Origin of the sequence: Formosa haliotis (assembly GCF_001685485.1) — a bacterium.
Taxonomy (GTDB): Bacteria; Bacteroidota; Bacteroidia; order Flavobacteriales; family Flavobacteriaceae; genus Formosa; species Formosa haliotis.
This window is the reverse complement of sequence record NZ_BDEL01000001.1, coordinates 2362502-2375149: the sequence shown is the minus strand read 5'-3', so window position 1 is coordinate 2375149 and position 12648 is coordinate 2362502. Positions and strand designations below refer to the sequence as shown.

Sequence of the window (12648 nt, the reverse complement as noted above, 5' to 3'; positions counted from 1 at the left end):
TGAAGTTATCTGTTTTTTCTAGAATTAAAAGCATTTTTTATCATCTCGTTAAAATCGGTTTCCGAAATGCTTTTACCTTTTGTTGGTGGGTCTATAGTTACGGGATTGTTAGCTTCAAATTTTAGACGTTTTAAAGTGCTTATTACACCATTGTGTTCTAGCTGAAGAATTAAGCCAGGTAGTTGTCCGTAACCATCGGGACCGTAGGACAGCGGCAGTTCTGGAGAATACCAAGCTGTAATTTGTGTTTTTTGTGGTCCTTCAACGGTTTCAAGTGTTTTTGTTGCCGTGGCTTTATAGCAGGTATAGCGATCTATTTTCAAGGTGTCTTTACTTAGTTTCCACTCTATGGGTTGTTGTTGTACTAAAAAGGTGGTTCCAGAAATTTCTTTTTGCTGTGTTATGGTTTTGTTTTTGGAGTTAAAATAAACTTGACCTGAATATTGAGCAAAACCTTCTGCATAAGCAGTAATTATGGGGTTTTGCTCGGTAGTTAAGGTTTTTTCTTTTTTAAATAGTGCGCCATTACCGTTAAATGCAAGTTGGTATTCTTGTTCCTCTAAAAGGCGAAATGCCTTTTTAATTTGTGGGTCACTAACGGATTTAGTATCATTTGCTAATTGTTTCTTGTAGTAGGCGTAGCCATTTTGAGCGATCCCGAAATGATAGTTAACACTGAAGCAAAGGATTAAAAGTAGGTAATTTAGTTTCATTTAGTTAAGTTAAAAAAACACTATCTATTATTGAACGATTTATTAGAATTTCTGTTGAAAATGACCAACATGTTGGAATAGATCTATTTGTTTTTATTCAACATGTTAAACTTAAAAAAAAAAAAGAGTTGTCAAAAAAAACTGACAACTAAATAATTTTCCGAGGCTAAATTATGTTATTAGAAAATAACATCCGATATATTGTCATATTAGCAATATTTCAATTATTTTTATGATAAATATGTTTTTTGTATTAGAAATACTAATAAGTGGAGTACTGTAATTAATTTTCAAAACCCCTTGTTTAATCATTAATAAAAGACCTATGCCTTTTTATCATAAACTTGGAAAAATTCCACCTAAACGCCATACGCAGTTTAGAAAACCCGATGGTACGTTATATTCCGAACAATTATTCGGAACTATTGGGTTCGATGGCATGTCAACAAATTCGTATCACGAACAACGCCCTACGCAAGTTAAAGCCATTACAAATCAATACAGTGTTGCACCCAAAATTGCAAAAGCAAATAATATACAATCTTATCGGCTAAAAGGATTTCAAGTGTCGCCTGAAGATGATTATTTAGAGAGTCGGAAAATTGTACTTACCAATAGTGATTGTCATATTATTTTGGCGGCTCCAAAACAATCTACTTCAAATTATTTTTATAAAAATACAGATTCAGACGAATTGATTTTTATTCACCGTGGTAGTGGAACATTGAGAACGCATCTAGGGAATCTCGATTTTAAGTATGGAGATTACTTGCTAGTGCCTCGTGGTGTTATTTATAAAATAGATTTCGATACTGAAGATATCAGACTCTTTATTGTAGAATCGCACCGGCCAATTTATACACCAAAACGTTATAGAAATTGGTTTGGGCAATTATTAGAACATGCACCTTATTGCGAACGCGATATTCGCAGACCTGAAGTGTTAGAAACCTATAATGAAGTTGGCGATTTTTTAATAAAAGTAAAAAAACAAGGCGATATTTTCGATATGGTGTATGCGTCCCATCCGTTTGATGTGGTAGGGTACGATGGATATAATTATCCGTATGCCTTTTCTATTCACGATTTCGAACCCATTACTGGGCGTATTCATCAGCCGCCACCAGTGCATCAAACTTTCGAAACCGATGCGTTTGTAGTATGTAGTTTTGTGCCGAGACTTTACGATTATCATCCAGATAGTATACCAGCACCTTACAATCATAGCAACATAGATAGCGATGAGGTGCTGTATTATGTCGATGGCGATTTTATGAGTAGAAATGATATTACCGCAGGACATATTTCTTTACATCCGGCAGGGATTCCGCATGGTCCGCACCCCGGAGCCGTAGAACGAAGTATTGGTAAAACTAAAACTGACGAGTTGGCAGTTATGGTAGATACTTTCAAGCCGCTTCAGGTTACAGAAGAAGCTATGAAGATAGCCGATGAGGAGTACTTTAAATCTTGGTTAGAGCCACCTAAATCCTCTCGATAGGAAGGAGATTGATTGCTCAGCTGCTTAGTTTTGAGGGAAGATCTTTATTCCTAAAAGAAGGTTGTGAGAATTAAAAGTTGTTAGAATTATAAGAAAAGAGAAAATAGATAAAAGAGCAAACGAGTGAAAATTTAAATGAGTTGATGAGACAAAGGCATAACTATAAAAATCTAAAAATTTGGTTTAAGATCGCAACTTAATTGAAGTTCTGTGTCAATGCCAAGTAATATAGCTGAAGGTTCTTCTAGAACAGATAAGTCGTTTTCTTATTTATAGATAGTTCTTTGGGATGATCTTTTGAATTAGAAACACAACTGATAATTGCTAGGAATAGAAAATACATTACAGAAGAACAATTAAATAATCTTGTAGAAATGATAGAGGAGTTTCAAAAAATGACGATGAGTTTTCAAAATAAACTATAGTTCTATCTTCTCTAATCTAATTTCTATAATCTGTTAAAATAATATGAGTAAGAATATAAAATTTGGAAACTCCGGTCTAGAAAAAATATTTGAAGGAGCAGAAGATTTTCTTCCGCTTTTAGGAACCGATTATGTCGAGTTTTATGTGGGAAATGCAAAGCAAGCAGCTTATTTTTATAAAACGGCTTTCGGATTTCAATCGCTCGCCTATAAAGGTCTAGAAACTGGAAGTAAAGACACCGTGTCTTATGTGTTAAAGCAGGATAAAATTCGGTTGGTTTTAACGTCTCCACTAAATTCTAAACACCCTATAAACAACCATATTGTAAAACATGGCGATGGGGTAAAAATTGTTGCCTTATGGGTTGAAGATGCTAGAAGTGCCTACGAAGAAACTACAAAACGCGGAGCGAAATCGTATATGGAACCCACTGTTGAAACAGATGAGGATGGGGAAGTGGTTCGTGCAGGAATTTATACCTACGGAGAAACGGTGCATATGTTTGTAGAACGTAAAAATTACAAGGGTGTGTTTATGCCTGGGTTTACGCCTTGGGAATCTGATTATAATCCGGAACCTGTAGGATTAAAATATATAGATCATATGGTGGGTAACGTAGGTTGGGGAGAAATGAATACTTGGGTAAAATGGTACGAAGATGTCATGGGATTTGTAAATTTCTTATCCTTTGACGATAAACAAATCCATACCGAATATTCAGCACTAATGAGCAAGGTTATGAGTAATGGAAATGGCAGAATTAAATTCCCGATTAACCAACCTGCCGAAGGCAAAAAACGGTCGCAAATTGAGGAATATTTAGATTTTTACGAAGGGCCAGGCGTACAACATATTGCAGTTGCGACCGACGATATTATTACCACCGTTTCTAATTTGCGTTCTCGTGGGATAGCGTTTTTATCTACCCCACCAGAGGAATATTATAACGCAGTGCCTAAGCGATTACAAGAACACAACCACGAATTAAGAGAGGATATTGAAACGCTTAAGGGCTTAGGAATCATGATAGATGCCGACGAAGAAGGCTATTTGCTTCAAATATTTACAAAACCTGTGGAAGACCGACCAACCTTATTTTTCGAAATCATTCAACGCATGGGCGCCAAGGGATTCGGAGCGGGGAACTTTAAAGCGTTGTTTGAATCTATAGAACGAGAACAAGCAAAACGCGGAACGCTTTAACAAAAATTTAATAATCTAATACTTAAAACTCTATCATTAATTTTGATGGAGTTTTTTCTTTTAATACATTTGGAATACTTATTGATTTGATTATTACCAAGCAATAAAATAGTCTATCTGTAGTTTATTGAATAAAATAATAACGTCTATGAAACACATCTTACTTTTTGTAATATCTGGTTTAGTTTGGGTTTCAGGTTTTGGGCAGCACGAGAGTGCTTTTCAAGAAGGTGAATGGTTTAAATTCGAGATGAGCTATAGCGGATTCCTGAAAGCAGGGAATGCGACGTTAGAGGTTAAAGACCAACATTACAAAGGAAAACCTGTTTATCATATCGTTGGAAAAGGTTGGACTACAGGCGCGATAAAATGGTTTTTTAAGGTAGAAGATCGCTATGAATCTTATATCGATAGAGATACTTATGTTCCATATAAATTTATTAGAAAAATAGATGAAGGCGGACATACTAAAGATCTAGAAATAGAGTTTGATCGTGAAAATAATCTCGCTTTAGTACATAACAAAAAGCACCATAAAAAGCAGACTATAGAAACGAAACCTAATATTCAAGATATGGTTTCTACGTTTTATTATCTTAGAAATGAGATGGATATTGGCAGTCTTGAAGCTGGGAGTGAAATTTTTGTGAATATGTTTTTCGATGAAGAAAACTATGCCTTTAAACTGAAATATCTAGGAGAAGAAACGATAGATACTGATTTTGGGAAAATAGCATCCTTAAAATTTAGACCTTATGTTATGGCGGGTCGCGTATTTAAAGAAGAAGAAAGTTTAACCTTATGGGTGTCTAACGATAGAAATAAAGTGCCTTTACGTATAAAAGCAGATTTGGCTGTAGGCTCTTTACGTGCCGATTTAACAGCTTTTAAAGGGTTAAAATATCCATTTAAAGTTGTTGCAAAACCTTAAAAAAAGAAACTATTCATTTTTGGAAATACTAATAGTAATGGAGTTTTCTAAACAAAATAATACGCTTAATCGTGAATTAGAGGTTGTTTAAGGAGAAAATGAGGGGTAAAACTGTAGAATTAAGCTATATATTAACATTTTTGAAAGGTGATTCAGTGTTGAATTTATTAATTTAGCCGAGTTCTAAAATAGGCATAACCAGGAATTACGGTTTGTTATTGTCTAAGGGCGTATAATAAGAATAATATCGTATTGCTAAAACTACGCGTTTTTATTGGGTTGAATTTGTGTTCAACTTAAATTTAAGCAAAATGCAATACGGTTATATAAAGTATAATAAGAGAGAAACAAGCGTGTACACTTTTAGTGAAAGCGCTAAAAAAGTAAGCTCTCAGAACATCAAAAAAAGTAAATATTTTTTCCAGATTTATGGACCAAACAAAAATTATCAGATTGGGGAAAAGATGTGTCATTATGTTTGCAGCAACACTAAGTTTAGTGAGTTGTAAAGATGAGCCTCAACAACAAAAACAAATTAAAGACGAATTAGCGGTAGCCGTTAAAGATATTCCAGAACCAGATGTCTATGAATTTGGTTTTAAATTAAACGATTATATTGTAAAACGCGATACCGTTAAAACGGGTGATAGTTTTGGTCAGATTATGGCTAAAAACCATGTTGGCTATTCATTAATTCATCAAATAGCAGAAATCGCAAGAGATAGTTTCGATATCCGAAAAATTCAAATCGGAAAACCGTATACTTTGCTTTGCGACAAAGATTCATTACAAACACCAAAATGTTTTGTGTATCAGCCAAACAAAGAGGAATATATTGTTGTAAATTTTCAAGACTCGATTCATGCCTACACGAGTAGAAAACCTATAAAATATGTAGAAAAGGAATATTCAGGGGTTATTAATAGTAATATTTCTCAAACTCTAGCCGACGACGGCTTAAGTTTAATATTAGCTTATAAAATGTCTGATATTTATGCTTGGACTATCGATTTTACGAGACTTCAAAAGGTGATCGGTTTAAGGTTATTTACACCGATAAATATATAGATGATACCATTTATGCCGGAATAGATAAAATAAAAGCGGCCTATTTTGAACATAATACAGAACCTTTTTATGCCTTCGAATTTGAAACAGATTCGGTACATGGCACTACAGATTTTTATAATGAAGAAGCAAAAACACTACGTCGTGCGTTCTTAAAAGCACCGGTAGAATATAAGCGAATTTCATCACGATTTAATTTAAACAGACGAATTGCTTTATACGGTAACCGTGTAAGACCGCATAAAGGAACAGACTTTGCTGCCAATGTAGGGACACCAATTGTAGCTACGGCTAGCGGTCGTGTTTCAAAGTCTAGTTACACAGGTGGTAACGGTAATTACGTAAAAATCCGTCATAATAAAATTTACGAAACGCAATACTTACACATGCAAAAGCGTAAAGTAAAAGAAGGCGATTACGTAAAGCAAGGTGATGTAATTGGTTGGGTAGGAATGACTGGAAATACATCTGGGCCTCATGTTTGCTATCGTTTTTGGAAAAATGGAGTGCAAGTAGATCCTTTTAAACAAAAATTACCAGCAGCAGAACCTATTTCTGAAAATTTAAAAACACGTTATTTAGAGTATATTAAACCTATTCGTGTACAACTAGATGCTGTACCTTTTAAAACCAAAACAGATACTCTAACCGAGCAAAACTTAATTACACAAGCATATTAATCATGGCCTTACCAACAATCAACCCAACAACAACGCAAGCATGGAAAAATCTTCAAAAACATTTTGAAGACATTCAACACACCCATATGAAAGATTTATTTGCTAACGACCCGAATCGTGCAGATAAAAACACAATTATATGGGAAGATTTTTATGTAGATTTTTCAAAAAACAGAATTACCGAAGACACTATGACTTATTTGCTACAATTAGCAGATGAGGTAAAGTTGAAAGAAGCGATTCAAAGTTATTTTTCAGGAGAAGTTATTAACGAAACAGAAGGTAGAGCTGTTTTACATACAGCCCTAAGAGCACCAAAATCGGCTAAAGTTTTGGTTGATGGTGAAAATGTAATGCCTGAAATATATCGTGTTAAAGCAGAAATTGAAGCCTTTACAAATAAAGTTGCAAATGGCGAATTAAAAGGGTTTACAGGAAAAGCCTTTACCAACGTTGTCAATATAGGTATTGGAGGTTCAGATTTAGGGCCGGCAATGGTTGTGGAGTCGTTACAGTATTACAAAAATCATTTAACAACACATTTTGTAAGTAATGTAGATGGTGATCATGTCAATGAAGTTATTAAAACTTTAGATCCTGAAACCACATTATTTGTTGTGGTTTCTAAAACTTTTACTACTCAAGAAACACTGTCTAATGCCAATACCTTACGGGCTTGGTTTTTAGAGCATGCTACGCAAGAAGCGGTAGCACATCATTTTGTAGCGGTGTCTACAAATATTGAAAAGGTTAAGGAATTTGGAATTAACGAGGCTAATATTTTCCCGATGTGGAATTGGGTTGGTGGGCGTTTTTCACTTTGGAGCGCAGTAGGTTTAACCATTAGTTTAGCTGTAGGTTATAAAAATTTCGAAAGTTTATTAGAAGGTGCTCATGATATGGACGAGCATTTTAGAACAGCAGATTTCGATAAAAATATCCCAGTTGTTTTAGCACTTTTAAGTGTGTGGTATAACAATTTTTTCAATGCCGAAAGCGAAGCAGTTATAGGGTATAGCCAATATTTAACCCAGTTTGCAACCTATCTTCAACAAGGAATTATGGAGAGTAATGGTAAAAGTGTAGACCGAAATGGCGTTCGTGTTAACTACCAGACAGGAACCTTAATTTGGGGAGAGCCAGGAACAAATTCTCAGCATGCCTTTTTTCAATTAATACACCAAGGCACAAAATTAATTCCTGCCGATTTTATTGGCTATGTCGAGTCGTTATACGGTAATACCGATCATCAAGATAAATTAATGTCTAATTTTTTAGCGCAAACAGAAGCACTTCTAAATGGAAAAACCAAAGATGAGGTTCTGGCAGAAATGAAAGGTCAAAATTTATCTGAAGCCGAGCAAGCAAAATTATTGCCTTTTAAAGTTTTTGAAGGGAATAAGCCTACCAATACACTTTTTATTAAGAAACTTACACCTGCAAGTTTAGGTAAATTAATAGCGATGTACGAGCATAAAATCTTTGTTCAAGGTGTTATTTGGAACATTTTTAGCTACGATCAATGGGGTGTAGAGCTAGGAAAACAACTTGCAAGCAAAATTTTAAAAGAATTTGATGACAGTGAGAATTACGAACATGATAATTCCACTCTTAATCTTTTAAATTTTTACAAAAAAGGAAGGCTTTAAATTGTAAAGCCTTAATAAATACTCTAAAAGTTCTTCATTTTTGTTATTTGTCAGAATATCAGTATCTTGTGCGGTGTTAATTTTTTAACATTTACATAATGTTAGATTACGAAATAGCACTATTTTTGCACTCGTAAAATAAATCTCAAATAACAAAATGAAGAACATTACACAAAACTTATTTTTTGCAATTATCATGGTATTTAGTACCGTGTCCTTTGCGCAAAGTATTGTCTCGGGAACAGTCATTGAACCTGAAACAAACATGCCTTTACCAGGAGCTAATATCTTAATAAAAGGTACTTCGATCGGGGCAACTACAGATTTTGATGGTAATTTTACAATAACTTCAGATGCGACTTCTGGACAAATTGTAATTTCTTATATAGGTTACGAATCAAAAACAATTTCTTTCACTGGCTCTAAAGCACTTGGAAAAATCAGATTAGAGCAAAATGAAACATCTTTAGATGAAGTCGTTATCGTAGGTAGCGGAATCATCGATTTAGCAGAAGGTAGAAAAACACCAGTAGCGGTTTCTACAATTAGAGCTAAAGAAATTCAGCAAAAAATTGGTTCACAAGATATCTCTGCAACTATGGTAAATACACCTTCTGTGTATGTGTCTGGTGCATCTGGAGGTTTCGGAGATTCGCAAATATCTGTTCGTGGTTTCGAACAAGATAATACAGCTTACTTATTAAACGGACAGCCAATTAACGGAATGGAAGACGGTAAAATGTACTGGTCTAACTGGTCTGGAATGAATGATATTGCTAGTGCAATTCAAATTCAACGTGGATTAGGATCTTCTAAATTAGCGATTTCTTCTGTTGGAGGTACAGTAAACTTTGTAACGAAGTCTACAGAAAGCCAACAAGGTGGATTCTTATATGGAGGTTTTGCTAACGATAATTATTATAAGTCAACTGTTGGTTACAACTCAGGAAAGTCTGAAAGTGGATGGGGAACAAGTTTCTTATTTACACACTGGCAAGGAGATGGTTATAACGATGGTACTTACGGACAAGGGCAAAACTACTTTTTCTCTATTGGGTATACGCCAAACGAAAAACATAACTTTAACTTCTTAATTACTGGAGCTCCACAATGGCACGACCAAAACTGGTCTAAATCTATTTCGACTTACCAAGAATACGGAAGAAAATACAACAACAACTACGGGTACTACAATGGTGAGTATATGTCTGAAAGAAGAAACTTCTACCATAAACCTGTAGCAAACTTAAACTGGGATTATAAAATTTCAGAAAAATCTAACCTGTCTACTGTATTATATGCCTCTTGGGGTCGTGGTGGTGGTACCGGAAACCTAGGAAGCGTTATTAGAACAGACGATGGTTATATAGATTACGATGCTATTTACGCTGAAAACGAAGCTATTGAAGATGGTGCTGGAGGATATGGCTACGGTGGTGGTTATATTACAAGATCTAGTATAAACGCCCATAGTTGGTACGGAGCAGTTTCTAATTTTGAAACAGAATTATCTGATTATATAACTTTTAATGTTGGTTTAGATTTAAGAACATACTATGGTGAGCACTATAGAGTTGTTGAAAACTTCCATGGTTTAGAAACTTGGAATGAGAATATCACATTAAGAGATCAAAACAATAACCACCAACGTTATGGTTATGCAGGAGAGTATAAAATAGGTAGCACAAATAGAGATATGGCTGCAAATCCTTGGACTGCAATGTTTGCAGAATTCAGAGAAGATGAAAAAATTGGATATAGTAATGACGAGAGAATTTCTTACGGTGGATTATTCACACAAATGGAATATTCTAAAGATAACTTCTCTACATTCTTTCAAGGGTCTCTATCTAGTCAACATCACCAACGTTTCGATCACTACCAATATGCAGATCAATCGTTAATAGACGGAACATCTCCTCAAGGAACAGGGACGCCATTACCAGATAATATTACAGATGGTGTAGATTCAGAAAAAGTTAACAACGTAGGATTTAACGTTAAAGCTGGTGCCGCTTATATTATCGGAGATTCTCATAAATTCTTCGGAAATATTGGGTACTACTCACGTCAGCCTTACCACGATAATATTTACTTAAACTTTACTAACCAAATTAACCCATTAACTGAAAACGAAAAGATTTTTGGTTTAGAATTAGGGTATAGTTTTGCTAGCCAAAACTTCACGGCTAATGTTAACTTATATAGAACGTCTTGGAAAGATAGAGTGGTTACAACATCTTATATTGAAGACGAATTCCTTTTCTATAAAACAAACCAAGGTGTAGAACAATTACACTCGGGTATAGAAATTGATGCAGCTTACCGACCTATTATGGATTTAAAAATAAAAGGATTCTTATCTCTTGGAGATTGGGAGTACAAAGGAAATGCTGAAACACGTATTAGCGATGAAAACCAAAACGTAATTAGTACAGAAGTACAAGATGTAGATGGTGGTAAAGTAGGAAACGCAGCTCAGTTTACTGTTGGTATTGGTGCAGATTACCGTATTTTCGAAAGATTCTCTGTAGATGCAGATTTCAGATTCTACGATAAATTATATGCTTCTGTAGGTGCTGTAAAAGATAACTTAGAATTACCATCTTATAACTTGGTAGATATGGGAGTATCTTATTCATTACCTTTAGATAATGACTTTAAAAAATCTATAGATTTCAGATTTAACTTAAACAACGTGTTTGATTATGTTTACTTATCTGATTTATCTTCTAACATCGCTGCAGAGCCAGAAGATGAAACTTATAAAGGTATTAACGTAGCAAACCAGGGGTACTTTGGTTTTGGAAGAACTTGGAGTGCAAGTGTGCGTTTCAACTTCTAATCCAATTAGAAATACTTAAAAATATAACGGCTGCTTCAGTTTTTGAAGCAGCCGTTTTTTTGTAAAACATATTTGTTATATTTACCATCAATAAATTCTTAAAAAATAATCATGTATAGTGTACTTCGAAATTTACATTCCTATTGGGCATTTTTAGTTCTTGCCGTGTTGATTGTAGCTACAGTTAATAGTATTATTAAGTTAGCTAATAAAAAGGAATATGGCCCTAAAGATTTTAGAATCGCCTTATTTACTATAATCGTTTCTCATATTCAATTATTAATTGGATTAATATTGTATGTAGTTTCACCTAGAATGGCATTGTTTAGCGAGCTTGGTATGGGAGGTATAATGAAAGATTCTGTAAGCAGATTATATTTAATAGAGCATCCTATAATTAATATTATTGCACTTGTTTTTATCACCATTGGATATTCAAAGCATAAAGCGAAACTTACTTCTGCATCAAAATTTAAAACTATTTCTATATTCTACACCATTGGTCTAGTACTCTTATTATCGAGAATTCCATGGGGTATGTGGTTAGGTTTCTAAAACTATAAAATATTATATAGCGGCTTTTAAGTCGCTTTTTTTATTTAATCTTTTTCCTTAATAACATAAATGTAAACAGGAAAATGATCGCTATAACCACCGGTAAATCCTTCGTAACCAAAACTTCTAAACGGATAACCTTTATATGGCCCTGTTTTAGTAATAAGAAATTGGGCATTGTAAATACCGGCTTTATAAAACCGATACGATGTATAATTAGAATCAAGCCAAGCTTGCGAAACAATAATCTGATCGAATAAGCTCCATTTGTCTCTGTAAGCCGTTGTTCCAAATCCATCTTTATACAATTGCTCCATAGGGTTGTAAAAGCCTTTTAAACCCACTTTGTTTTTCTTATTCTCGGTTTTTAAAACGGTTTTAATACTTGCATCTGTTGGGTCGTCATTAAAGTCGCCCATACTTATTATTTTGGCATACGGATTTGAGGTGAAAAGAGAATCTGTAATATGTTTATTAAGTGTTGCTGCGGCCATACGTTTTGCATTACTTTTCGTTTCTCCACCGCGTCTAGATGGCCAATGATTTACAATAATATAAATCTGTTCTTGGTCTAAAATACCACTTACTACCAATTGATCTCTGGTATAAATACGTGATCCTGTTAGGTCATCTTTTAAATACAGCGGATAGGATTTTGTAGCTACGGGCGTAAATAATGATTTTTGATATATTAACGCCACATCAATACCTCTGCGGTCGGGCGAATTAAAATGAATATAGCCATAATTGTAATTTAGCAACAAGGAATCGTTAATCATAGCTTCAATAACATGTTTATTTTCAATTTCTGAAATTCCTAGTATTACCGGCGCATTATGGGATGTTTCAAAGCCAATTTCTGCAATAACTTTGGCCATATTATTTACTTTCTTATTGTAGATTTCTATATGATGATCTGCTAATTCCATTATCGGACTAGTTTCATCAAAAGTTAGAGGATCGTCTTCAGTATCGAATAAATTTTCCAGATTATAAAAGGCTATTGTGTGTACTATGAATTCACGGTCTTGTGCCCACATTAATGGCATATTAATGAGACAGAATAACCAGATTAAA

The 12648-nt window shown here is 34.4% G+C and carries 11 protein-coding genes; 9 read left to right on the top strand and 2 right to left on the bottom strand.

Annotated elements, in window-relative coordinates:
* Positions 1–5: 5 nt before the first annotated feature.
* On the bottom strand, positions 6–713 hold the full coding sequence (locus tag A9D35_RS09780) for a GLPGLI family protein (RefSeq protein ID WP_066222284.1): 708 nt from the start codon (positions 711–713) through the stop codon (positions 6–8).
* A 325-nt stretch (positions 714–1038) separates the two neighbouring features.
* Here A9D35_RS09780 and A9D35_RS09775 point away from each other — a divergent pair, with 325 nt between their 5' ends.
* The 9 genes from A9D35_RS09775 to A9D35_RS09745 all read left to right on the top strand — a co-directional run bounded on the left by A9D35_RS09775 (position 1039) and on the right by A9D35_RS09745 (position 11571).
* Positions 1039–2214 carry a homogentisate 1,2-dioxygenase gene (locus A9D35_RS09775; protein WP_066222278.1) on the top strand — a complete coding sequence of 392 codons (1176 nt, stop codon included), beginning with the start codon at positions 1039–1041 and terminating at the stop codon, positions 2212–2214.
* A 314-nt stretch (positions 2215–2528) separates the two neighbouring features.
* A complete protein-coding gene (locus tag A9D35_RS19210) occupies positions 2529–2639 on the top strand; it encodes a four helix bundle protein (protein ID WP_369692202.1) in 111 nt (36 codons plus the stop codon).
* A gap of 43 nt (positions 2640–2682) precedes the next feature.
* Positions 2683–3843 carry a 4-hydroxyphenylpyruvate dioxygenase gene (gene hppD, locus A9D35_RS09770; RefSeq protein ID WP_066222275.1) on the top strand — a complete coding sequence of 387 codons (1161 nt, stop codon included), beginning with the start codon at positions 2683–2685 and terminating at the stop codon, positions 3841–3843.
* Between the two features lie 148 nt (positions 3844–3991).
* Positions 3992–4774 (top strand): DUF3108 domain-containing protein, encoded by a 783-nt coding sequence (locus tag A9D35_RS09765; protein ID WP_066222271.1) that lies wholly within the window; start codon positions 3992–3994, stop codon positions 4772–4774.
* Positions 4775–5248: 474 nt separating this feature from the next.
* A complete protein-coding gene (locus tag A9D35_RS19685) occupies positions 5249–5842 on the top strand; it encodes a hypothetical protein (RefSeq protein WP_369692163.1) in 594 nt (197 codons plus the stop codon).
* Positions 5773–6522: a M23 family metallopeptidase gene (locus tag A9D35_RS19680; protein ID WP_369692162.1), complete on the top strand. Its 750-nt coding sequence runs from the start codon at positions 5773–5775 to the stop codon at positions 6520–6522. The genes A9D35_RS19685 and A9D35_RS19680 overlap by 70 nt, the downstream gene beginning before the upstream one ends.
* A 2-nt stretch (positions 6523–6524) precedes the next feature.
* The gene (gene pgi, locus A9D35_RS09755; RefSeq protein WP_066222268.1) at positions 6525–8171 is read left to right on the top strand and encodes a glucose-6-phosphate isomerase; all 1647 of its coding nucleotides are present in this window, start codon (positions 6525–6527) and stop codon (positions 8169–8171) included.
* Positions 8172–8328: 157 nt separating this feature from the next.
* Positions 8329–11016, top strand: a complete 2688-nt coding sequence (locus tag A9D35_RS09750; RefSeq protein ID WP_066222265.1) for a TonB-dependent receptor — start codon at positions 8329–8331, stop codon at positions 11014–11016.
* 111 nt (positions 11017–11127) lie between these two features.
* Positions 11128–11571: a hypothetical protein gene (locus A9D35_RS09745; protein ID WP_066222263.1), complete on the top strand. Its 444-nt coding sequence runs from the start codon at positions 11128–11130 to the stop codon at positions 11569–11571.
* Positions 11572–11615: 44 nt separating this feature from the next.
* On the opposite strand, the gene A9D35_RS09740 is transcribed toward A9D35_RS09745, so the two are convergent.
* Positions 11616–12611: an endonuclease/exonuclease/phosphatase family protein gene (locus A9D35_RS09740; protein WP_235817884.1), complete on the bottom strand. Its 996-nt coding sequence runs from the start codon at positions 12609–12611 to the stop codon at positions 11616–11618.
* Between the last annotated feature and the right edge of the window lie 37 nt (positions 12612–12648).

Excerpts from the sequence above, each read along its gene's own strand:
- A9D35_RS09750 (WP_066222265.1), top strand. The coding sequence starts at position 8,329 with ATGAAGAACATTACACAAAACTTATTTTTTGCAATTATCATGGTATTT.
- A9D35_RS09765 (WP_066222271.1), top strand. The coding sequence starts at position 3,992 with ATGAAACACATCTTACTTTTTGTAATATCTGGTTTAGTTTGGGTTTCA.
- A9D35_RS09780 (WP_066222284.1), bottom strand. The coding sequence starts at position 713 with ATGAAACTAAATTACCTACTTTTAATCCTTTGCTTCAGTGTTAACTAT.
- A9D35_RS09745 (WP_066222263.1), top strand. The coding sequence starts at position 11,128 with ATGTATAGTGTACTTCGAAATTTACATTCCTATTGGGCATTTTTAGTT.
- A9D35_RS19685 (WP_369692163.1), top strand. The coding sequence starts at position 5,249 with ATGTTTGCAGCAACACTAAGTTTAGTGAGTTGTAAAGATGAGCCTCAA.
- A9D35_RS09775 (WP_066222278.1), top strand. The coding sequence starts at position 1,039 with ATGCCTTTTTATCATAAACTTGGAAAAATTCCACCTAAACGCCATACG.
- A9D35_RS09740 (WP_235817884.1), bottom strand. The coding sequence starts at position 12,611 with ATGTGGGCACAAGACCGTGAATTCATAGTACACACAATAGCCTTTTAT.
- pgi (WP_066222268.1), top strand. The coding sequence starts at position 6,525 with ATGGCCTTACCAACAATCAACCCAACAACAACGCAAGCATGGAAAAAT.
- hppD (WP_066222275.1), top strand. The coding sequence starts at position 2,683 with ATGAGTAAGAATATAAAATTTGGAAACTCCGGTCTAGAAAAAATATTT.